A 22,108-nucleotide genomic window follows, 5' to 3' on the forward strand; every position below is an offset into this window, starting at 1 on the left:
TGTGCGCCATGAAGCCGAGAGCACGCAAGTCGTGGCTGTTGCTGCACGTCATCTCGTCCGTCGGCTGGCTCGGCGTCACGATCGGGATGCTCGTGCTGGCGATCGCCGCGTTCGACGCGCCGCAGCTCTACCAGGCGATGTCGCTGCTCGGCGACCTCGTCGTGCTGCCGCTGGCGTTGGGCGCGCTGGTCACCGGCTTGGTGCTGTCGCTCGGCACGAAGTGGGGACTGGTGAAGCACCGGTGGGTGCTGGTGAAGTTCGTGCTGACCGTCATCGCCGTCGTGGCCACGACGTTCTCGCTGCGCTCGGGTCTGCACGAGGCGGCGGACGGCGTCGTGGGCACGGCCGGCGGTGACGTCCTGGCGGCGGCGTGCGTGTCGTTGGCGTTCTACACGGTCAACACGGTGCTGTCGGTGTTCAAGCCGTGGGGTCGGACCCGGTGGGGCCGAGTTCGGGAGGGCTGAGCTCGGCGCGCCTGCGCTCGACGTTCGCGGCCAGCTCCGCCGGGTCGCACTCGGCGAGGTGGTCGCGGACCAGGTCGTGCGGGAACCGGTGGGCGTCCACGAGCAGCACCCGGTCCCGCGCGGACTGGAGGATCGCCTTGCGGCGCAACGGGAACTCGTCCAGCGCGAGCGGTCGGGCGAGCAGCTCGGCCAGCGGGTGCCACGGCCGGTTCGTGATCGGCGTGACGGCGAGGCCGACCAGCAGACCGGTCACCGCGCCCCACGCCGACGGGCGGACGTCCGCGCCCGCGAGCGCCGCGAGACCCACCCCGACCGCGCCGGCGGCGGGCAACCAGCGCAGGCCGGTGGCCGGCCGGACGCGCACCCCCGACCACACCTCGCGCAGACCGCCGATGAACGCGCCGACGAGCGCGCCCGACCCGAGCCCGATGCCCACCGCGGCCACCAGGTCCGGCGAGGGCCCGGTCAGCACCATCACCCCGGCGGGCACGAGCGCGCACACCACCGCCCAGTACCGGTCGCGGGTGTTGCCGTACCCGACGGCCAGCGTGACCACGACGACCAGTCCGTAGGCGACCGGGGCGGGCCACCGCGCGGCCAGCGTCCCGAGCAGGCCGCCGAGCGCGGCGACCCCGCCGACCGCCAGCGCACCGGCCACGAAACCCGTTGCCGCCCAGACGTTCCCGCGCCGCGGATCACCACGCGTCACGCGGAAGGCGCTGTGCGGCACGGCGACCGTGATGACGGCGGCGACCGCGCCCGTCACCAGACCGAGCCGCACACCGATCACGAAGCACATCGCCGCCGCCGCACCCGCCAACGCGCCCGGCGCGGCACGCCGGAACATCCGCCACACCACCGCCGAGCCGACGAAGTCCAGCCACACGTGCCGCGCGGGCAGCCGGGACCGGGCCACGAGGTCGCGCTTGCGCCGGGCGATGCGGGCCAGGAACCGCAGCGCCCGCACCGTCCGCTCCGGACGGTGCGGGCCCCGTGCCGCCGACTCGACCACGTAGGTGTCCAGCACACCCCGGTACTCCGCGCGCCCGGCCCGGTAGGCCAGCGCCAACAGGGCGAACGCGAGTGGCGTGCGCACGTCGTCCCACAGGTCGGGGTTCTTCTCCAGCTCGTCGTGCAGGCCGTCCAGGCGCGGTCCGCACGCGGCGATCAGCTCCAGCACCGCGTTGCGCGACAACGGTTCCACCTGGACGACGTCGTAGCGCGGCAGGTGCTCGTGCTCGTCGCCCTCGGTGCACAGCACCACCTGCGGCACGTTCAGCGCGGTGATCCAGGCCAGGCACTCGACCCGGTCGGCCGGCGCCAGCTCGTCCAGCCCGTCGAACAGCAGCACGAGGTTGCGCTCCCGCAGCCACGCGCGGCCGACCCGCGGCGCGATCCGGTACCGGTCGGCGAGCACGCGCAGCAGCCATTCGCCGAAGTCGTCGTCGCGCCGCCACCCGCCCAGGTCCACGACCACCGGTATCGGCTGGATCGGGTCGTTCACGGCCCGCGTGAGCAGCGCCCGGGCCAGCTCCAGCAGCAACGTCGTCTTGCCCGCGCCCGGCCCGCCCACCACGACCAGCGGGTGGCGGACCCGCGTCGGCAGGCGCGGTCCCACCCCGGGCACGACACCGAGCTTGAGCCGCACCTGCTCCGCCAGCGACCCGTCCACCCGCGCCCGGACGAACCGCTCCACCCGGTCCAGCGCCGCCCGCCGGTTGGTCGGGTGCGCGGGACGTCGTCGCCGCAGCAGCGCGCCCAGCGGTTCCCAGGCCGCGAGCAAGGCGGTGACGACCGACAGCGCGCCCAGCGCCGCCCACAGCCACCGCGCGTACGGGCCGAGCACCCGCGGCGCTGATCCGCCGGTGGCGGCGTTGATCGCGACGGGGACGAGCACGAGGAACGTCACCCCGCCGACCACGATCAGGGCGACCAGGCGGGTGGTGCGGCCGAGCCGACGCACGTCCATGTGTCCCTCCACCAGGTCGCGATCGACGGTAACGGCGTTCGCAGCGCGGTGGTAGGAGAGTCTCCGTGGTCGATCGGTCACCGTCGGTGGTCACGTGGAGCACAACGGCGCCCGCGCGTGGGTGGTTCAGTCCCGGACGCGGTACTGGGGTCCGGTCGTGGGACCGGCGCCCGGGCTCAGCCCCGGAGGAAGTCGACCAGCAGCCGGTTCACCGCGGCCGGCTGTTCGAGGAAGCCGAAGTGGCCCGCGTCGGCCACCTCCTCGTACCGCGCGCCCGGGATGGCCGCGGCCACCTCGCGGGCCAGGTGGGCGGGCAGCACCCGGTCGTCGGCGAAGCCCACCACCAGGCACGGCACGGTGATGGCGCGGTAGGCGTCGAGCCGGTCGTCGAACTCGTTCATCTCCATCTGCGCCCGCACGCCCTTGCTCACCGCCGACCCGGTGTACTCGAACACGTCCAGCCAGTCCCGCACGCCCACCGGGTCGCGCAGCGTCGCGGGGGAGAGGTTCAGCACCGCGTTCACCGCCGCGAAGTACCGCGCGGGCAGGGTGATCCCCCGGTCGTGCAGCTCACGCTCGCCCCGCGACAACGCGGTCTGCACGGCGTCGTTGCGGCCCGCTGTCGCCAGCATCACCGCCTTCGACACCAGGTCCGGGCGGGCCAGCGCGAGTTCCTGCGTCACCCGCGCGCCCATGGACGTGCCGACCACGTGCGCCCGCCCGCCCAGCGACTCGATCAGCGCCGCGACGTCGCCGACCAGGTCTCCGATCACCATCCCGGACGCGCACTCGTCGGTCGGCGGGATGCCCCGGTTGTCGACCGTCGCGACCCGGAACCCGGCCGCCCGCAGCGCGGGCACCTGGTGCGCGTGCCACACCCGGCCCGGGCTGCCGGTGCCCATCACCATGACGACGAGGTCGCCCTCGCCCTCCACCTGGTAGCTGAGGTTGATCCCGTTGAGCGCGACGACCGGCATGGCGGGCAGGTTACCCACCGGCTCCATACGCCTGCTATCGCCGCGCGGAAACCGCTGCGAGGTCGGCGTGCGCGCCGCTTATGGTGCACCCATGAGACGAGCGATCCTGTCCGGTTCCACCTTCGAAGAGCAGATCGGCTACGCGCGGGCCGTCGTCGACGGCGAGTGGGTGCACGTCTCGGGCACGACCGGGTTCGACTACACCGCGATGACCATCTCCGACGACGTGGTGGCGCAGGCCGAGCAGTGCCTGGCCAACATCGGTGCGGCGCTGGCCGAGGCGGGGTCCGGCTTCGCCGACGTGGTGCGCGTGACCTACTACCTGCCCGACGCCGAGGACTTCGAGCCGTGCTGGCCCGTGCTGCGGGCGGTGTTCGGCGACGTGCGCCCGGCCGCCACGATGCTGGAGTGCGGCCTGGCCGACCCGAGGATGCGCATCGAGATCGAGGTCACCGCCCGCCGCCGGTCCGGCTGAGCGGGCGGTCCGGCTGAGCGGGCGGTCCGGCGCGGTCAGCGCGGTCCGTGCGCGGACCACTCGATGGCGGGACACCGGTCCATGACCACGTCCAGCCCGGCCGCCGTGGCCCGCTCGTACGCGGCCTCGTCGAGCACGTCGAGCTGGAACCACACCGCCTTCGCGCCGATCTCCACCGCCTCGTCGGCGAATTGGCCGGCGGCCTCGGACCGGCGGAACACGTCGACCACGTCGACCGGGAACGGGATGTCGGCCAGCGTCGCGTAACCCTGCTCGCCGTGCACGGTCGGCGCGTCCGGGTGCACGGGCACGATCCGCTTGCCGCGCTGCTGGAGGAACCTGGCCACGCCGTAGGCGGCGCGGTTCGGGTGGTCGGCCAGCCCGACGACGGCCCACGTCTCGCCGTCGGCCAGGATGCGGCGGATCTTGTCGGTGTCACCCCACGGTTCGGTCATGGCACCAGCGTAGAACGGGCCGACCCGGAGGACGTCCGCACCGACCGGCCCGGCTGCGGACCACCACCGTCGACCGCCGCCGGGGCAACCCGATGGCGGCGGTCCGAGCCTCGTCCGGTGGGCGGTGCTAGCCCGCCTGCGGTCGCGGCAGCCCGCAGCCCGGGGCGGTCAGATCCACCCGGCCGCCCCCGGTCAGGCAAGGCACGATCTGGTGGGTCTGCTGCGCGTACCCGATGCCCTGGCGCACGGTGATCTCGCCGTTCGCGTCGACCTCGCACGGGTTGTTGACCGTGCACCGCTCGCCGTCCTCGTTGCCGGTGTTGTTCACCGCGACCACCTTGCCGGTGGCGGCGTCCACCACCGGCGAGCCCGACGTGCCGCCCCTCGTGCGGCACGCCTCGGTGTAGCGCATGGAGTCCTTCCAGCTCCACCGGCCCTCGCGCAACTCGTGCACGTAGCCGTCGGCCTGGCAGGAGTAGATGTGCTGCCAGTAGCCGGACACCACGCGGACCTCGATGCCGGCGGCCGGGCGCTCCGGCGAGAGCTCCAGCGCCCGCGCGCCCAGCGCCTCGACCTCGCCGTAGGTGGCGGTGAGCCGGTAGAGCGCGACATCGGTGGTGGTCATCGTCGCGTAGACCAGGCCGGCCGCGCGCAGCGTGCCGAGCGAGCCCACGCCGTCGCGGTCGAGCAGGGTGAACCTCCGGTCCGCCGGCTGGTCGACCGTGACCTCGCCGGGGTCCATGAACCGCACGCAGTGCCCGTTCGTCATGACCAGGGCCGGGTCGGACGGCTGGTGGTCGGGCGGCCGGACCACCGAGCCGGAGCAGCCGTTCATCGACACGGCGCCGGTGAAGTCGACGTCCGCCCGCGTGGGGGCCGACGGCGCGGCGGACGCGGTCGCGGCGGGCAGGGACAGCACGAGCGCGGCGAGCACCGCTACCAGATGGCGCATGGCCGTTGATCCAATCAGCCGCCGCCGGACGGCGCACGCCCGTTCACCCGCTAGCGGTACCACCGAGTCCGGGCGGCGGTGTCCTGTGGGTCGGCGGGCTGGCGGACACCCGGAGCGGGTCGGACACCAGCCGCGAACCGCCGAGGTCGGTGGTGGGCCGCAAGCCGAGCGAGTCGGCCGGCGCGAACGCCCCGGCCAGGTCGTTCACCGGCCCACGCCCGCGTCTCGTCACCCCGCTCGCCGCCCGTACCCGGTCAGGACAGCCGGAAGTCGAGGTCCGCCTCGACCGAGAGCGTGTCCACCTGCGCCTTCTGCAACGCCCCCGAGTGGTCCCAGTTCATCGACTGCCAGCGGGTGAACTGGTCGAGCACCCACACCCCGGACTGCCGGGAACCGTTGCCCGACTTGCCGTTCCCGCCGAACGGCAGGTGCGCCTCCGCGCCGGAGGTCGAGTTGTTGACGCTCACCATGCCCGCGCCGGTGCCGGCCCGGAACGCGAACGCCTTCGCCGGGTCGGTGGTGTAGATCGCGCACGACAGGCCGTAGCCGGGCAGGTTGCCCAGCTCGATCGCCTCGTCCAGCGCGCGGTAGGAGGTGACGCCGACGATCGGCCCGAACGTCTCGTGCCGGAACACGTCGTCGTCCGGGCGGACGCCGGCCACCACGACCGGGTGGTAGAACAGGCCGCGGTCCGGGTCGCCGCGGAAACCCTTGCGCGGGTTGGCTCCCGTGATCCGGCCAAGACCCGTGGAGCCGTGCGTGACGTGGTGGTCGCGGATCCAGCCCAGGTGCTCCTCGAAGCCCAGCGCGAACTTCCGGTCCATCATCGGCCCGTACAGCACGTCGTCGAACGGGTCGCCGACGACGGCGGCCTCGGTGGCGGCGGCGAACCGGCGCAGGAACTCGTCGTGCACCTGCTCGTGCACGATGACCGTGCCCAACGACGTGCACCGCTGCCCGCCGGTGCCGAACCCGGAGAACAACGCGCCCCGCACCGCCAGGTCCAGGTCGGCGTCCTCGGTGACGACCATCGGGTTCTTGCCGCCCAGTTCGAGGCACGGCGTCTGGAGGTGCCGCCCGCACAGCTCGCCGATCCGCGACCCCACCGCGGACGAGCCGGTGAACGCCACCTTGTGCACGGACCGCTCCGCGAGCGCCAGTTCCAGGCCCCGGAAGGTCTCCTCGCCGTCGGCGAAAACGAGCTCGACCAGCCCGGCGGGCACGCCGGCGCGCGTCACGAGGTCGTGGAAGGCCTGCGCGCAGGCGGCCGAGTACTCGGCGGGCTTCCACACCACCGAGTTGCCGCACAGCAGCGCGGGCACGATGCTCCACGAGGGCACGGCCACCGGGAAGTTGCCCGCGGTGACGACCGCCGCCACCCCGACCGGTTCGCGGAACGTGAACAACTGCTTGTCCGGCATCTCCGAGGGCACGGTCTGCCCGTAGAGCCTGCGGCCCTCGCCCGAGAAGAACGTGCAGGTGTCCACCACCTCCCGCACCTCACCGCGCGCCTCGGGCAGGGGTTTGCCGATCTCCCGGGCCACGATCCGGGCCAGCGCCTCGGCGTTCGCCTCGACCAGCCGCCCGATGTTCGCCACCACCTGCCCGCGCACCGGCGCGGGCACCCGCGCCCACTCCCGCTGGGCCCGGTGCGCCCGACGCGCGGCGGCGGCGAACTCCTCCGCGCCGACCAGGTCGACACGCGTGACGACATCGGACAGGTCGGCGGGGTTCGTGGACACGTAGGTCGGCATGTGCCCAGCGTCGTCCGCGGGAGGTCGGGTGCCAAGGGGACGATCGGTCGGAACGCGGGTGCGGCCGACGGTGCCGGCTCCGGTGCCGCGCGGGCGGCGGGATCCCGGCGTCGGCGCGGCTACTCGCCCTTCTCGCCGTCCGCCAGTTCGCGCAGGAAGTCCAGGTGACCGACGTGCCGGCCGGTCTCCTGCACCAGGTGGGCCAGCACCCAGCGCACCGTGCGGCCGTTGCCGTCGTGGTCGCCGCGCGTGCGGTCGGCCGGTCCGAGCCCCTCCAGCGCACGGGCCGACCGCTCCCACTCGGCCCGGTACTCGGCGATCACCGACTCGACCGTGTCGCCCTCGTGCAACCGCCACGACGCGTCCGCGTCCTCGCCCCACAGCGACGGCAGCTCCACACCGCCCACCTCGATCGACAACCACCACCGCTCCACCGCCGTCAGGTGCCGCAGCACGCCGAGCGCGCTCACCACCGGCGAGGTCGGCATCGGCGTGGCGGAGGCGTCCGCCCAGCTCAGGCCCTCCACCTTCGCCACCGCCGTCAACCGCAGGAAGGTCAGGAAGTCGGTCAGCAACCGCAGCTCGTCGTCGGCGTCCGCCGCGGGCCACACGCGTTCGTTCGAACTCATGTTCGACACCCTAGGTCACGCCGTTCTTCCGGTACCACCGCGGCGAGGTGGTGACCGGTGGCTTCAGCGCCGCCGTCCGCACGACCAGGACGTTCGGCCCCGGTCGTCCCGCGTACTCGTCCAGCCGCTCGCGGAACGCCGCGCCGAAGCCGTCCACGAGGCAGGCCTCGACCCCGAAGCTGCCGGCCAGCGCGACGAAGTCCGGCGACCGCAGGTCCACCCCGAACGGCTCGTGCCCGGCCCGCGCCTGGTCGTGGCGCAGCATCCCGTACCCGCCGTCGTCCACCAGCACCACGGTCACCGGCAGCCGCTCCTGCGCGGCGGTGGCCAGGTCGCCGCACGCGAACAGGAACCCGCCGTCGCCGCAGACCGCGACCACCCGACCGGTCAACGCCGCGCCCAGCGCCGCCGGGAAGCCGAACCCGAGCGTGCCCCACCCCACCGGGTAGGCCAGCCCGCGCGGCCGGGTGATCCGGCCGAACCCGCCGACCCAGTACCCGGCCACGCACATGTCGGCCACCACCCGGCGCCCCTCCAGCGCCTCCAGCAGGGGCACCGCCCGCGGCTCGTCCGCCTCCACCGCCTTGCGCACCAGGTCGTTCAGCTCGGCCACCCGCCCGGCGACGCCGGTGTCGGCGCGCGCGGGCACCGCCTCGGCCAGCGCCGACACCACCATCCGCGCGTCACCGCGCAGCGTCACGTCGGGCCGGTAGTTGCGGATGGCCTCCACGTTGATGTTCAGCAACCCGGGCGGCGCGGGCTGCAACCAGTTCTGCGTCATCATCCCGTCGAAGTCGCTGCCGACCCCGATGACCAGGTCGGCGTCGTCCCACAGGGCGCCGACCTCGGGCAGCTGCACCGGCCCGTGGACCACGTGCGGGTGGTCGACGAACCCCCGCGCGCCGTACGTGGTGACGATCGGGGCGCCGATCCGCTCGGCCAACCCGGCGACCGCCTCGCCCGCGCCCGACCGCGCGGCGCCGCCACCGGCCCAGATCAGCGGGCGCTCGGCGGCCGCCACCAACGCCACCCCCGCGCTCACGTCCGGCACGTCCGGCGCACGGGTCGGGATGCGGCTCCACCCGCCGGCGTCCGCGGTGAGGAAGTCGGTCGGCACGCCCAGGTACACCGGCCCGTGCGGCGCGGTGGTGGCCAGCAGCGCGGCGCTGTCGGCGTAGGTGCCGATCGACTCGGCCGCCCGCAGCGTCCACCCGCCCTTGACCACCGGCAGGAACATCGCCCGCTGGTCACGCGTCTCGTGCAGGGTTCCCCGGTACTCGCCGGGGCGGCGCAGCGTCGACGGGATGTCGGTGGCGATCACCAGCACCGGCGACCCGGAGGCGTAGGCCTCGCCGGTCGCGCCGAGGCAGTTGGCCGCGCCCGGACCTGTGGTCACCAGCGCGACGCCCAGCCGACCGGTCGCCCTGGCGTAGCCGTCGGCCGCGTACACCGCCGTCTGCTCGTGCCGGACGCCGACCAACCGGATGCCGGAGGTCCGCAGCGCCTCCCAGACGGGCAGGTTGTGCACACCGGGCAGCCCGAACACGACTTCGACGCCGTGCGCGGCCAGCACACCCAGCAACCGCTCCGCCCCGCTCACCATGAGCCAGACGCTAGGGACGCCGGGCCTTCCCGGCAACGCCACAGGCGATGTCACCACGGCCCGTCGAGCCGGACGGCCGCCGAACCGGACGCGCCGGGCGTCCTGGGCGTGCGGGCGTGCCGGGCCTGCGGGAGTGCTGAGCGGGCAGGAGTGCTGGGGTGCGGGAGTTCCGGGGGTGCGGGAGCGCCGGGCGGGCCTGGGCCGTGTCCGCCTTTGCTATCGTCGGCAACGGCGTGTGTGAGCAGACGTGAGGCTGGAGCCACTCCCCGGCAACCGGGTGGCGTGATCCGCCGCGGGGTGAGGGCACCCCTGCTCATGGAGGACCACCGAAAACCGTTGAACGACGCGTGACGCGTCCTTGTTGCGCCGAGCCGGGCGGCGGGAGCGAGGACTGCCATGGCGCGATCGTCGTTGACCGAGCAGCTGGTCGACCTACGCCGGAGCTACACCGGCGAGAACCTCACCCAAGTCGTGCCCGCGGTGAAGGCGGTGCTGCACGACCTGCCCGGCGAACTCCGCGAACGCGTGGTCGACGCGTTGCGCGGCAAGGCCGACGTGCGCGGCCTGTTCCTGCCCGACGCGCAGGGCGACGACCAGCGGGTGCTCGAATGCGTGGTGCTGAAAGCGGGTCTGGACGCCGCCGGGCACCTCCAGCTGCGCCCGCCGGCCAGCATGTTGCGCCCGGCGCACGCGTTCCGCACCGTCGAGCCCGCCGAGCGACCGCGCGTGCACCTCACCGAGCACGCCCTCGGCCCGCTGCTGTACGAGCTGCTGCCGCGCCACGACGAGTCGTGGGTGGCGGGCGTGGCCGGCCTGCGCGTCACCCACCACCCGCGTTCGGTGGAGCTGCGGCTGGTCGGGCTCGACGCCGCGGTGCACCTCGCGGGCGTGGACGAGCGGGCGTGGGCCGAGGGGCTGAAGTACGTGCACAACCTGCTCGAAGGTCGCGGCATGGGCGGCGTGTTCATCGACGGCCCGCTCACCGCGGTCGAGCGCGACCACCTGGACGAGACGCCGTACCCGACGGGCGTGGGCAGCGCGGTGCTGCGCCGCTACCGGCTGTTCGGCGCCGCGCCGTGGGTGCGCGCGTTGGCGCGGGGCGACCAGTGGTGGGTGGAGTGGCCCGCGGGCCTGGGCGTGCCGAAGATCGCCGACCGGCTGCTGCACCCCGTGTTCGGCCTGCCCGGTTCTGTGGAAGTTCCCAGTGCCGGCGGCGGCCTCGGCATCTCCACCGGGTGGTACGACCTGTTCCTGCGCGAGGTCGACGGCCCGGACCCCGAGCACGAGTCCGCGCTGGCCGCGGTCGAGTGGCCGCAGGGCGTCACGGGCTGGTGGGAGCCGCCGCAAGCGGTGCGGTGAGTCCGCACCGCCGGTCCGGTGGGAACCGCCGCGAGCGGTGAGGTGGATCGGCCACCCCTGGCGGGGACGCCCGCCAGGGGTGGTGTCGACCCGTGGCGTTCGGCCGAGCGGATCCGTCCGAGCCGACCAAGTCGGCGCCGGTGGCCGTGATCACGGCCCGACCGAGCGGGCGTGGCCGGGCACGCCGGTAGACTGCGGTTTCGTCCGACGCGACCGCGTCGAGCCGCCGTCAGAGTGTCAGGAGGACCCCGGTGACCCATCAGGCTGCCGAGGCCCAGCCCGAGGTCGCGCCCCGGCGCGTGCTCGTGGCCGAGGACGAAGCCCTCATCCGACTCGACCTGGTCGAGATGCTGCGCGAAGAGGGGTACGAGGTGGCCGGTCAGGCCGCCGACGGCGACGAGGCGGTCACGCTGGCCACCGAGTTGCGGCCAGACCTGGTCATCATGGACGTGAAGATGCCAAAGGTCGACGGCATCGAGGCCGCGTCGGTGATCGCGGGCAAGCGCATCGCGCCGGTCGTCATCCTCACCGCGTTCAGCCAGCGCGACCTGGTGGAGCGCGCGCGGGACGCGGGCGCGATGGCCTACCTGGTCAAGCCGTTCGCCAAGCGCGACCTGGTGCCCGCGATCGAGTTGGCGATGAGCCGGTTCGCGGAGTTGCAGGCGCTGGAGAACGAGGTCGCGGGGCTGACCGAGCGGCTGGAGACGCGCAAGGTCGTCGAACGCGCCAAGGGATTGCTGATGACCAAGCAGGGTCTGTCGGAGCCCGAGGCATTCCGCTGGGTGCAGCGCACCGCGATGGACCGGCGCACGACCATGAAGGCCGTGGCCGAAGCCGTCATCGAAAACTTCGGGTGAGTATCCCCGCGAGTGATACACGTTCGAGTATCGGACAGTCGGCCGGGTCATTCTCGGTTACTGCCCGCATTGGCGTTGTGACCTGCGGCGATTTGAGCTGGATTTAAGCTTCTTAACCGCAGGGCATTTCCCGGTGACTACCGTCACGATGTGGACACAGAGCAGTAAGACCACCTGTTCAGCGAACTCAACTGAAGCTACGTTCCTGCCCTAACCCACGCCCTCGTGTGAGGGCTCCGCCTACCGGCGGGATGGTTGGTGTCATGGGAGGTATTCCGGTGTCAGGAGCACGACTCGGCCGAGTTCTGGCGCTGGCGGCGGCTTCGTCGCTGGTGCTCGCGGCTTGCGCTGGAGGCGGCGGCGGTGGCGACGCGGGTGGCGACGTCACGTCGGTCAAGATCGGGTTCATGGGTGACCTCACCGGTGAGAACTCGGCGATCGTGATCCCGCCCCGGAACGGGGCCGTGATGGCGGTCGAGGAGTACAACGCCAAGAACCCCAAGGTCAAGATCGAGCTGGTGCCGTACGACAGCCAGGGCAAGCCGGACCAGGCGACCTCGCTGATCACGAAGGCGGTCACCCAGGACAAGATCGTCGGCCTGATCGGTCCGGCGTTCTCCGGTGAGTCCAAGGCCATCGGCGGCCAGCTGGAGGAGAGCAAGATCCCCAGCGTCTCGCCGTCCGCCACTAACCCCGGTCTGGCGAAGAACAACTGGACCTACTGGCACCGCGTCGTGGCCAACGACGACGACCAGGGCCCCGGCATCGCCGACTTCCTGGTCAAGGCCAAGAGCCCGAAGAAGGCGTTCGTCCTGTCCGACGACCAGGAGTACAGCGTCGGCCTGGCCGACGCCGTCGCCAAGTCGTTCGAGGGCTCGGGCGTCACGGTCGAGCGCGACAAGTTCGCCAAGGACGCGTCGGACTACTCGTCCACCGTCACGAAGGTCGCCGCGTCCAACCCGGACGTGATCGTCTTCGGTGGCTACTACGCGCAGGCCGGCCGCCTGCTCAAGCAGCTGCGCGACGGTGGCGTGAAGGCCACGTTCGCCTCCGGTGACGGCTCGCTCGACCAGCAGCTGGTGACCGGCGCGGGTACCGAGGCCGCCGAGGGCGCCGTCCTCGCCTGCCCGTGCAAGATCCCGTTCGGTGAGGCCACCGGTGAGCTGAAGACGTTCGCGGACAACTACAAGAAGAGCGCCAACACCGACCCGGCGATCTACGCGACCGAGGGTTACGACGCCGCCACCGCCTTCATCAAGGCCGTCGAGGCGGGCAACACCACCGGCGAGAAGATCAACGCCTACCTGAAGACGATCGAGTTCGAGGGTATCTCCAAGCCGATCAAGTTCAAGGCGAACGGCGAGCCGGAGAACAACGCGATCTTCGTCTACCAGGTCAAGGGCGGGGTTCTCAAGCTGCTCGGTCCGGCGGAGGAAGCGAAGCTGGAGGGCTGATCCGACCAGGATCAGGCAAGCAAGCTAGCGCGCTGGGGAGCGGGAGCGTCGTGGGAACGACTGCTCCCGCTCCCCACCACTATGGCGAAGTTTCTCTCCCCGCCCGTCTCGTGAGGCAAACCTGTCATGCTTGATGATTTCCTCAACCAGTTCCTACCCAGCACGGTGGGCGGACTGGTGTTCGGCTCCATCTACGCGCTCGTCGCCCTCGGCTACACGATGGTCTACGGCGTGCTGCGTCTGATCAACTTCGCGCACTCCGAGATCTTCATGATCGGCACGTTCACGTCGCTCGTGGTGATCACCGCGATCGCGCCCGCGTCGCCGCTGACCGGGATCGCGCTGTTCGGCGTGATGTTGTTGATCATCGTGCTCTCCGCCGCGATCTCCGGCGGCGCCGCGGTCCTGCTGGAGCTGGTGGCCTACCGGCCGCTGCGCAGGAAGGGCGCCACCCGGCTCACCGCGCTGATCTCCGCGATCGGCGCGTCGCTGTTCCTGCAAGAGCTGTTCGCGCTGGTCATCATCCCCTGGTTGACCGGCAAGCCCGGTCGCAACCAGCAGTCCGCGCCCCGCATCGTCGACCGCGACACCGTGTTCACCATCGGCAACGCGGCCATCCGCACCGACCACATCATCGTGGTGGTCGCCGCGGTCATCATGATGATCGCGCTGGACCGCCTGGTGAACAAGACCAAGATCGGTCGCGGCATCCGCGCCACCGCGCAGGACCCCGAGGCGGCGGTCCTCATGGGTGTCAGCATCGACAACATCGTGCGGATCACGTTCCTGCTCGGCGGCGCGATGGCGGGCGTCGCCGGCGCGCTGTACCTGATGGAGTTCGAGAACACAGTTTTCAACGTCGGTTTCGTGCTCGGCATCAAGGCGTTCACCGCCGCCGTGCTCGGCGGTATCGGCAACCTTCGCGGCGCCCTCCTCGGCGGTATCGTGCTCGGTCTCATCGAGAACTGGGGCGCGATCTTCCTGGGTTCGGAGTGGAAGGACGTGATCGCGTTCACCGTGCTGGTGGTCGTGCTGATGTTCCGGCCCACCGGCATCCTGGGCGAATCCCTGCAGAAGGCCCGCGCATGAAAGGCAACGGAGTGACTGGCAACGCGAATCCGTTGAGGCGCCTGGGCGCCCTGTTCGACGGCGCCCGCGACTGGTGGGAACACGCCAAGGTGTGGCAGCGGTACCTCGTGTACCTCGGCGCGATCGTGTTCGCGCTCATCCTGCCCGCGCCGGTGATCGGCGAGTTCATGTCGCCCGGTTCGGACTGGACCACGGTGCTGATCTACCCGATCGGCACCTACATGCTGCTGGCCATCGGCCTGAACGTCGTGGTCGGCCAGGCGGGTCTGCTCGACCTCGGTTTCGTCGCGTTCTTCGCGATCGGCGGCTACTCGGTGGCCTACTTCGCCACCCAGTACGGCTGGAACTACTGGGCGACCGTGGTGTTCGGCATCCTGCTGGCCGCCGTCTCCGGCGTCATCCTCGGCGCGCCGACGCTGCGCCTGCGCGGCGACTACCTGGCGATCGTCACGCTCGGCTTCGGTGAGATCGTCCGCATCACCGCGAACAACACCGACGAGATCGGCGGCGCGCGCGGCATCACCAACGTGCCGCACCCGCCGGACATCCCCGGTGTGGTCGAGTTCGCGCTCCTGCCCGCGCCGTACTACTACCTGATGCTGATCGCCATCGTGCTGGTCATCATCTTCTCGGTGCGGCTGCAGAAGAGCCGGGTCGGCCGCGCGTGGGCGGCGATCCGCGAGGACGAGGACGCGGCCGAGCTGATGGGCGTGCCGACGTTCAAGTTCAAGCTGCTCGCGTTCGCCATCGGCGCCACGATCGGCGGCCTGGCCGGCGGCATCTACGCGGGCAAGGCCGTGTTCATCGAGCCGAACACGTTCCCGTTCATCCTGTCCGCGACCATCCTCGCCGCGGTCGTGCTCGGCGGCTCGGGCAACCTGCCCGGCGTGATGCTGGGCGCGTTCGTCATCGCCTGGCTGCCCGAGCGGTTCCGCGAGGTCGACTGGCTCAAGGCCGCGCTCGGCGGCAAGGACCCGGCCGAGTACCGCATCCTGCTGTTCGGCGGCGTGCTGGTGCTGATGATGGCGCTGCGGCCGGAGGGCCTGCTGCCCTCACGGCGGCGCAAGGCCGAGTTGCACGAGGGCACCGGCGGCATGGGCACCATGGGCGCCGAGGTCCCGGGTCCGGACACCGATGTCTCGACGACGGAGGCGGCCAAGTGAGCACTCCCGTCCTGCAACTGGACAACGTGACCATGCGCTTCGGCGGCGTGGTCGCCCTGCGCGAGGCGAAGCTCAGCATCGCCCCGGGCGAGATCTTCGCCCTGATCGGCCCCAACGGCGCGGGCAAGACCACGGTGTTCAACGTGGTCACCGGCGTCTACCAGCCCACCGAGGGCCAGGTGCTGTTCAACGGCGCGCGGATCGACGGCGACAAGCGGTTCAAGATCACCAAGCTGGGCATCGCCCGCACGTTCCAGAACATCCGGCTGTTCCACAACATGTCGGCGCTGGAGAACGTGATGGTCGGCGCGGACGCGCACCACAAGACCGGTGCGGTCGGCGCCACGCTCAACCTGCCCTGGCACCGCAAGGAGGAGAAGCGCGGCCGCGAGCTGGCCCGGGAGCTGCTGGACTTCGTCGGCATCCCCGGCCGGATGAGCGAGACCGCGAAGAACCTGCCCTACGGCGACCAGCGGCGGCTGGAGATCGCCCGCGCGCTGGCCACGGACCCGAAGCTGCTGCTCCTCGACGAGCCCGCGGCGGGCATGAACCCGGCCGAGAAGGAGTCGCTGCAGGCGCTCATCCGCAAGATCCGCGACAGCGGCCGGACCGTCCTGCTGATCGAGCACGACATGAGCCTGGTCATGGGCGTCAGCGACCGGGTGGCGGTGCTGGACTTCGGCCAGCTGATCGCAGAAGGGCTCCCGCAAGAGGTGCAGAACAACCCGAAGGTCATCGAGGCGTACCTGGGGGTGTCCGAAGATGCTTCTTGAGATCAAGGACATCCACGTCCACTACGGCAAGATCGCCGCGATCAAGGGCATCAGCCTGCAGGTGGAGGACGGTGAGATCGTCTCGCTCATCGGCGCCAACGGCGCGGGCAAGACGACCACGCTGAAGACCATCTCCGGGTTGCGCCCGCTGACCAGCGGGCAGGTGCTGTTCAACGGCGAGGACATCTCCAAGATGCCCGGCCACAAGCGGGTCATGGCGGGCATCGGCCAGTCACCGGAAGGCCGCGGCGTGTTCCCCGGCATGACGGTGCAGGAGAACCTGCTGATGGGCGCCTACACCCGCAAGGACGCGCTGGACGCCGACCTGGCCGAGGTCTACGAGCTGTTCCCGCGGCTGGCGGAGCGCAAGAACCAGTTCGGCGGCACCATGTCCGGCGGCGAGCAGCAGATGATCGCCATCGGCCGGGCGTTGATGACCAAGCCGAAGGTGCTCCTGCTGGACGAGCCGTCGATGGGCCTCGCGCCCATGCTCATCGCGCAGATCTTCGAGATCATCAAGGAGATCAACAAGCGCGGCACGACCGTGCTGCTGGTCGAGCAGAACGCGCAGCAGGCGCTGAAGCTCTCCCACCGCGCGTACGTGCTGGAGACGGGCCGGGTCGTGAAGAGCGCGCCCGGACCGGAGCTGCTGGACGACCCCCAGGTGCGCGCGGCGTACCTCGGCGGTCACTGACCGTCCACCCGGGATCCCGCCGGCCCGGCTACGGCTGGGCCAGCGGGATCTCGGTGCTCGACTCGTCCTTCAGGTCGGTCAGCGTCGGCCCGCCGTACACGCGCAGGGCCAGCGGCTTGGCGTCCTTGGGCAGGTCGTAGTAGACGTCGTACTCCAGGCGCACGTTCGCGCCGAGGTCGATCGTCTCCGGCTGCCGCTTGATCGTCATGGCCTGGCTGTCCGTCGTGTGCTCGACCTCGTGGTCGTCCACCAGCACGTGCCGGCGCGCGGCGAACGACACGCTGCTGCGGCCGTTGTTGACCACGCTCATCCGGATCCGCACGAACTGGCCCTTGGCGTGGAACTCGGCGTGGCTGCCGATCAGCGTCGGGATCTCCGTGGTGAGCCCGACCAGCGTGAACGCCGTGTCGCCGTCCGCGGTGGTGGGTATCTTGAGCGGCTTCTCGTCCGGCCGCACGGTCTGCGGCGGCACCGGGTAGGTCGCCGCCGGCGAGGCCGTCGTCTCGGGACCCGCCACGACCGGCGCGTCCCCGCACCCGGCCGCCACCAGCACCGCGGCCGTCACCGCCACCAGACGCCGCACGCCCACCTCCGACTCGTCGGTTCTCCCCCTGGATCGCACACCCTGAATTGCACACCCTGAATTGCACACCCGGTGGGACCGGACCGCACCTTCACGCCTTCGGTGGGTCTTCGGCCGGGGCGTCGTCCTTCCGGACGTCCTTGAGGAAGCAGGTCAGCCGGGCGGTGCAGGCGCGCCGCCCCTGCTCGTCGGTGATCACGATCTCGTAGGTGGCGGTGCTGCGACCGCGGTGGATCGGCGTGCACACCCCCGTGACGATGCCCTCCGCGACGCCCCGGTGGTGCGTGCAGGACAGCTCCAGCCCCACGGCCAGCCGCTCCGGCGCCGCGTGCATGGCCGCCGCGACCGAGCCGAGCGTCTCCGCCAGCACCGCGTTCGCGCCGCCGTGCAGCAGCCCGTACGGCTGCCGGTTGCCCTTCACCGGCATCGTGCCGACCAGCCGATCGGCATCCCATCGGGTGATCTCGATGCCGAGCTTCGAGGTCAGCTGTTCGTGCGCGACGGCCTGGTCGGCGCCTGGGATGTCCTCGGGTGCTGGCGTCACGGTTGCTCCAGTCGGTGCAGAACTGTCGGACCCCCACCCTAGACTCGGCGCGTGAGCACTTCAGAAGCCTCCCGCCTGCTGCTGGTCGACGGCCACTCCATGGCCTACCGCGCCTTCTTCGCGCTGCCCAAGGAGAACTTCCAGACGGGCACGGGCCAGACCACCAACGCGGTCTACGGCTTCACGTCGATGCTCATCAACCTGCTGCGCGACGAGAAGCCCACGCACGTCGCGGTGGCGTTCGACGTCTCGCGCAAGACCTTCCGCACCGAGGCCTACGCGGCGTACAAGGCCGGTCGCAGCGAGACACCGGACGAGTTCCGCGGCCAGGTCAGCCTCATCGAGGACGTGCTGGGTACGCTGTCCATCCCCACGCTGTCCAAGGCCAACTTCGAGGCCGACGACCTGATCGCCACCCTCACCACGCAGGCCACGGCGCTGGGCTTCGAGGTGCTGATCTGCACCGGCGACCGCGACGCGTTGCAGCTGGTCACCGACAAGGTGACGGTGTTGTACCCGGTCAAGGGCGTCTCCGAGATGGCCCGCTACACCCCCGAGCTGGTGCTGGAGAAGCAGGGCGTGCCGCCCGAGCTGTACGCCGACTACGCGGCGGTGCGCGGCGACTCGTCGGACAACCTGCCGAACACCCCTGGCGTCGGCCCGAAGACGATCGTGAAGCTGCTCACCCAGTTCGGCTCGCTGAACGGGCTCATCGACCACGTCGACGAGGTGCCCGGCAAGGTGGGCGACGCGCTGCGGGCCAACCTGGCCAACATCATGCTGAACCGGCAGCTCACCGAGCTGGTGCGGGACGTGGAGCTGCCCGTGGGGCCAGCGGAGCTGGAGGCCAGGCCGTGGGACCGCGACGCGGTGCACCGGCTGTTCGACGAGCTGGAGTTCCGGGTGCTGCGGGACCGGCTGTTCGCCACCCTGCCCACGGCCGAGCCGGAGGCCGAGGAGGGCTTCACGGTCAGCGGCGGCGCGGTGGGTGTCGGCGAGGTGGCGTCGTGGCTCGACGCGCACGCGCGCTCCGGCCGGGTCGGCATCGCGTTCCGCACCTCCGGTGAGGACCTGGAGGGCCTGGCGCTGGCCGCGGTCGGCGGCGAGGGCGGGTACGTCGAGGTCGCCTCCCTGACCGAGGCCGACGAGAACGCGCTGGCCGCGTGGCTGGCCGACGAGTCGGTGACCAAGGCGGCGCACGACCTGAAGCTGCCGCTGCGCCGGCTGCGGGCGCGCGGCTGGCGGCTGCGCGGCGTGAACAGCGACACGGCGCTGGCCGCCTACCTGGTGCGGCCAGGCCAGCGCTCGTTCGCGCTGGACGACCTGGCGCTGCGCTACCTCAAGCGCGAGCTGCGGGCCGAGGAGCCCGACGACGGGCAGCTGTCGCTGCTGGCCGACGAGGACGAGGAGCGCCAGAAGACCGCGCAGGCCGCGATCGTGCGCGCGTTCGCGGTGGCGGAGCTGGCCGACGCGCTGGACGCGGAGCTGGTCGACACCGGTCAGGAATCGCTGCTGGCGACCCTGGAGCTGCCGCTGATGATGGTGCTGGACGAGGTGGAGGCGGTCGGCATCGCGATCGACGCCGAGCACCTGGCGGCGCTGGAGGCGCACTTCGCGGCGGGCGTGAAGCAGGCCGCGCAGGACGCGTACTCGGTGATCGGCAAGGAGATCAACCTCGGCTCGCCCAAGCAGCTGCAGACGGTGCTGTTCGACGAGCTGCAGATGCCGAAGACGAAGAAGACCAAGACCGGGTACACCACCGACGCGGACGCGTTGCAGAACCTGTTCGAGTCGACCCAGCACCCGTTCCTGCAGCACCTGCTCGCGCACCGGGACGTGACCAGGCTGAAGTCGACCGTCGACGGGCTGCTCAAGTCGGTCGCCGACGACGGCCGGATCCACACCACGTTCCACCAGACGATCGCGGCGACCGGGCGGCTGTCGTCCACCGACCCGAACCTGCAGAACATCCCGATCCGCACCGACGAGGGCAGGCGGATCCGCGAGGCGTTCGTGGTCGGACCGGGCTACGCCGAGCTGATGACCGCGGACTACAGCCAGATCGAGATGCGGATCATGGCGCACCTGTCCGAGGACGCGGGCCTGATCGAGGCGTTCCGCAGCGGTGAGGACCTGCACACGTTCGTCGCGTCGCGCGCGTTCTCCGTGCCGACCTCGGAGGTCACCGGCGAGCAGCGCCGCCGGGTGAAGGCCATGTCCTACGGGTTGGCCTACGGGCTGTCGGAGTACGGGCTGGCGCAGCAGCTGCGGATCTCGGCGGCCGAGGCGCGGGAGCAGAAGGAGGCGTACTTCGCCCGGTTCGGCGGGGTGCGCGACTACCTGCACGCCGTGGTCGAGGACGCGCGGAAGAAGGGCTACACCGAGACGATCCTCGGTCGCCGGCGCTACCTGCCCGACCTCACCAGCGACAACCGGCAGCGCCGGGAGATGGCCGAGCGGATGGCGTTGAACGCGCCGATCCAGGGCAGCGCGGCGGACATCATCAAGGTCGCGATGCTCGGCGTGTTCCGGGCGCTGGAGGAGTCGGGCCTGCGGTCGCGGATGCTCCTGCAGGTGCACGACGAACTGGTGCTGGAGATCGCCGAGGGCGAGCGGGAGCAGGTGGAGGCCCTGGTGCGCGCGGAAATGGGCGGTGCGTACGAATTGTCGGTGGCGATGGAGGTCTCAGTGGGCGTCGGCCGTTCCTGGGACGCCGCCGCCCACTGAGAATTCCGTTCGTCCGTCAGTCGAGGTAGCAGTACCAGCTGTACTCGTCCGCCTCGTCCCAGTAAGCGGGCTTCGCCCATTGTTTGTTGTACTGCCACTGGCAGGCGGCGTACATGTTGATGTCCTCCAGGCTGCCGTCCTGCCGGACGCAGTACCAGGACCAGACGTTGTTCGGGGGCTGGTTGGTGACGTCGCGGTGACCCAGCTTGCGGCAGAACTCCCAGAGGTTCACGCCGCCGAGGACCTGCTGCCGCGGGGCCTCCGAGGCGGTGACCGCGGCGTCCGTCGGCGTGGCGGGTGCGGCGAGCGCGCCGACCGCCGGGCCGAGCGCGAGCGCGATCCCGAGTGCCGTCACCGCCAGCACCTTGGTCATTCTCATCATCGGTTTTTCTCCTCGTCGGGGGATGTCGGCTATTACGCCGAGTCCTTCCGAATATAGGAGTCAAATTTCCGTGTCAGCAATGCCCGGTTAGAGTGTCACTCCGTTGTCCGGTGGCATGCGACAATCACCGGAAAGAGGTGGGAAATGACGGTAACGCACACGAGTGGTGACGCTTTTCCGGTCCGTTACCCACTGCGGGCGTCACCGCCGGGGACGGTCGGCCGTCGTCACGGCTGCGGGTACCCGTACTTCTCTCCGGTCGCCGCCGGGTGAGGATTCCTCGTGACGACGGGGGGCGACGATGGTCGACAGGCCGGTGCTGGACGGTGGGGCCGCGTGGTCGCGGATGTTCCTCCCGATCGGCGTGTTCCTCGCCCTGTTCGGCGTGCTGAACTTCGCCGAGCTCCCCCTGGGCTGGAAGGACCGCCAGCAGCAGGTCGGCCGGTACCTGGACGCCACCCTGGAGCTCGGCGCCGACTGGGTCATGCCGGTGATCTGGTTGGCCAAGCTGGTCGAGCTGGCGCTGGGCCTGGTCGCCGTCGCCGCCGTGCTGCGGCGGAGCACCCGGTGGCTCGCCGCGGCCGTGGTCGGCTGGCTGGCGTGGTTCACCCTGTTCACCGCCATGGACGTGTGGGCGGCCGACCGCGTCGAGCTCCAGGAGCACACCGTCTACTTCGTCATGTTCGCGGTGCTGCTCGGGTTGATCTTCGTGGTCTCGGCCGTGGAGCGGTTCCTGCGCTCACGCGGGTGAGTCGCGCAGCGGCGTGACGCGCACGTCCCGCGCGGTCAGCACGTCGCCGCACCCCTCGCACGACACGTGCACCCCGATGTCCCCGCCGCAGGTGCGGTGGTGCAGGTCGAACGACGGCCCCTCGTCGGGGGACATCCAGCGGTCGCCCCACTTCCGCAGGGCGACCAGCACCGGGTAGAGGTCCAGGCCCTTCTCGGTCAGCCGGTACTCGTACCGCGTCCGCACGTCCTTGTAGGCCTCGCGGCGGAGGATGCCCTCCTCGACCAGCGTGCCCAGGCGCTCGGTCAGCACGCTGCGCGAGATGTCCATCGCGGTCTGGAAGTCCTCGAACCGCCGCGTGCCCAGGAACGCTTGCCGCAGCAGCAGCAACGTCCACCGCTCACCCAGCAGGGCGGCGGGCAGCGACACGGTGCACAGCTCGTCGGCAACCTTCACGTGGGCCATGCCCACTGAC

22 protein-coding genes are annotated in these 22,108 nt (G+C 71.3%); 11 read left to right on the top strand and 11 right to left on the bottom strand.

Annotation, left to right across the window (positions count from 1 at the left end; translation table 11 throughout):
- Positions 1-8 precede the first annotated feature (8 nt).
- A complete protein-coding gene (locus AB0K14_RS31540) occupies positions 9-464 on the top strand; it encodes a hypothetical protein (protein WP_360457243.1) in 456 nt (151 codons plus the stop codon).
- Here the strand turns inward: AB0K14_RS31540 and AB0K14_RS31545 are convergent.
- Complete coding sequence (locus AB0K14_RS31545; RefSeq protein ID WP_360457246.1) at positions 418-2,433, bottom strand: NACHT domain-containing protein; 2,016 nt, start codon at positions 2,431-2,433, stop codon at positions 418-420. The genes AB0K14_RS31540 and AB0K14_RS31545 overlap by 47 nt on opposite strands.
- 176 nt (positions 2,434-2,609) lie before the next feature.
- Positions 2,610-3,410 (bottom strand): alpha/beta fold hydrolase, encoded by an 801-nt coding sequence (locus AB0K14_RS31550; protein ID WP_360457249.1) that lies wholly within the window; start codon positions 3,408-3,410, stop codon positions 2,610-2,612.
- Positions 3,411-3,501: 91 nt separating this feature from the next.
- On the opposite strand from AB0K14_RS31550, the gene AB0K14_RS31555 reads away from it, so the two are divergent.
- A complete protein-coding gene (locus AB0K14_RS31555) occupies positions 3,502-3,885 on the top strand; it encodes a RidA family protein (protein ID WP_360457252.1) in 384 nt (127 codons plus the stop codon).
- Between the two features lie 35 nt (positions 3,886-3,920).
- On the opposite strand, the gene AB0K14_RS31560 is transcribed toward AB0K14_RS31555, so the two are convergent.
- From AB0K14_RS31560 to AB0K14_RS31580, 5 genes are all read right to left on the bottom strand, one after another.
- Positions 3,921-4,340, bottom strand: a complete 420-nt coding sequence (locus AB0K14_RS31560) for a CoA-binding protein (RefSeq protein WP_360457255.1) — start codon at positions 4,338-4,340, stop codon at positions 3,921-3,923.
- A 127-nt stretch (positions 4,341-4,467) separates the two neighbouring features.
- Complete coding sequence (locus tag AB0K14_RS31565) at positions 4,468-5,292, bottom strand: serine protease (RefSeq protein ID WP_360457258.1); 825 nt, start codon at positions 5,290-5,292, stop codon at positions 4,468-4,470.
- Between the two features lie 254 nt (positions 5,293-5,546).
- Positions 5,547-7,046: an aldehyde dehydrogenase family protein gene (locus AB0K14_RS31570; protein ID WP_360457261.1), complete on the bottom strand. Its 1,500-nt coding sequence runs from the start codon at positions 7,044-7,046 to the stop codon at positions 5,547-5,549.
- 119 nt (positions 7,047-7,165) lie between these two features.
- Positions 7,166-7,675, bottom strand: coding sequence for a DinB family protein (locus AB0K14_RS31575; protein WP_360457264.1), 510 nt, complete (start codon positions 7,673-7,675; stop codon positions 7,166-7,168).
- 10 nt (positions 7,676-7,685) lie between these two features.
- Positions 7,686-9,278 carry a thiamine pyrophosphate-binding protein gene (locus AB0K14_RS31580; protein ID WP_360457267.1) on the bottom strand — a complete coding sequence of 531 codons (1,593 nt, stop codon included), beginning with the start codon at positions 9,276-9,278 and terminating at the stop codon, positions 7,686-7,688.
- Positions 9,279-9,674: 396 nt separating this feature from the next.
- On the opposite strand from AB0K14_RS31580, the gene AB0K14_RS31585 reads away from it, so the two are divergent.
- The 7 genes from AB0K14_RS31585 (at position 9,675) to AB0K14_RS31615 (ending at position 16,667) form a co-directional block, all read left to right on the top strand.
- Positions 9,675-10,637 carry a hypothetical protein gene (locus AB0K14_RS31585; RefSeq protein WP_360457270.1) on the top strand — a complete coding sequence of 321 codons (963 nt, stop codon included), beginning with the start codon at positions 9,675-9,677 and terminating at the stop codon, positions 10,635-10,637.
- Positions 10,638-10,888: 251 nt separating this feature from the next.
- Positions 10,889-11,494, top strand: coding sequence for a response regulator (locus tag AB0K14_RS31590; RefSeq protein WP_053718528.1), 606 nt, complete (start codon positions 10,889-10,891; stop codon positions 11,492-11,494).
- 278 nt (positions 11,495-11,772) lie between these two features.
- Entirely contained in the window at positions 11,773-12,948 is a 1,176-nt protein-coding gene (locus AB0K14_RS31595; protein ID WP_360457273.1) for a branched-chain amino acid ABC transporter substrate-binding protein, read from the top strand.
- 126 nt (positions 12,949-13,074) lie between these two features.
- Complete coding sequence (locus AB0K14_RS31600) at positions 13,075-14,037, top strand: branched-chain amino acid ABC transporter permease (RefSeq protein WP_360457276.1); 963 nt, start codon at positions 13,075-13,077, stop codon at positions 14,035-14,037.
- Positions 14,034-15,200: a branched-chain amino acid ABC transporter permease gene (locus tag AB0K14_RS31605; RefSeq protein WP_360457279.1), complete on the top strand. Its 1,167-nt coding sequence runs from the start codon at positions 14,034-14,036 to the stop codon at positions 15,198-15,200. Before AB0K14_RS31600 ends, AB0K14_RS31605 begins: the two co-directional genes overlap by 4 nt.
- 32 nt (positions 15,201-15,232) lie before the next feature.
- Positions 15,233-15,973: an ABC transporter ATP-binding protein gene (locus AB0K14_RS31610; protein ID WP_360457521.1), complete on the top strand. Its 741-nt coding sequence runs from the start codon at positions 15,233-15,235 to the stop codon at positions 15,971-15,973.
- Positions 15,963-16,667, top strand: coding sequence for an ABC transporter ATP-binding protein (locus AB0K14_RS31615; protein ID WP_360457282.1), 705 nt, complete (start codon positions 15,963-15,965; stop codon positions 16,665-16,667). Before AB0K14_RS31610 ends, AB0K14_RS31615 begins: the two co-directional genes overlap by 11 nt.
- Positions 16,668-16,695: 28 nt before the next feature.
- On the opposite strand, the gene AB0K14_RS31620 is transcribed toward AB0K14_RS31615, so the two are convergent.
- The gene (locus AB0K14_RS31620; RefSeq protein ID WP_360457285.1) at positions 16,696-17,256 is read right to left on the bottom strand and encodes a DUF4352 domain-containing protein; all 561 of its coding nucleotides are present in this window, start codon (positions 17,254-17,256) and stop codon (positions 16,696-16,698) included.
- A gap of 85 nt (positions 17,257-17,341) precedes the next feature.
- Entirely contained in the window at positions 17,342-17,794 is a 453-nt protein-coding gene (locus AB0K14_RS31625; RefSeq protein ID WP_360457288.1) for a hotdog fold thioesterase, read from the bottom strand.
- 51 nt (positions 17,795-17,845) lie between these two features.
- On the opposite strand from AB0K14_RS31625, the gene polA reads away from it, so the two are divergent.
- The gene (gene polA, locus AB0K14_RS31630) at positions 17,846-20,521 is read left to right on the top strand and encodes a DNA polymerase I (RefSeq protein WP_360457291.1); all 2,676 of its coding nucleotides are present in this window, start codon (positions 17,846-17,848) and stop codon (positions 20,519-20,521) included.
- Positions 20,522-20,537: 16 nt separating this feature from the next.
- Here the strand turns inward: polA and AB0K14_RS31635 are convergent, their stop codons facing one another.
- Entirely contained in the window at positions 20,538-20,903 is a 366-nt protein-coding gene (locus AB0K14_RS31635) for a hypothetical protein (protein ID WP_360457294.1), read from the bottom strand.
- Positions 20,904-21,204: 301 nt separating this feature from the next.
- On the opposite strand from AB0K14_RS31635, the gene AB0K14_RS31640 reads away from it, so the two are divergent.
- Complete coding sequence (locus AB0K14_RS31640) at positions 21,205-21,654, top strand: hypothetical protein (RefSeq protein ID WP_360457296.1); 450 nt, start codon at positions 21,205-21,207, stop codon at positions 21,652-21,654.
- Here the strand turns inward: AB0K14_RS31640 and AB0K14_RS31645 are convergent.
- On the bottom strand, positions 21,643-22,098 hold the full coding sequence (locus AB0K14_RS31645; protein ID WP_360457299.1) for a helix-turn-helix domain-containing protein: 456 nt from the start codon (positions 22,096-22,098) through the stop codon (positions 21,643-21,645). The genes AB0K14_RS31640 and AB0K14_RS31645 overlap by 12 nt on opposite strands.
- Positions 22,099-22,108: the final 10 nt, after the last annotated feature.

Origin of the sequence: Actinosynnema sp. NPDC050801 (assembly GCF_040673975.1) — a bacterium.
Classification (GTDB): domain Bacteria; phylum Actinomycetota; class Actinomycetes; order Mycobacteriales; family Pseudonocardiaceae; genus Actinosynnema.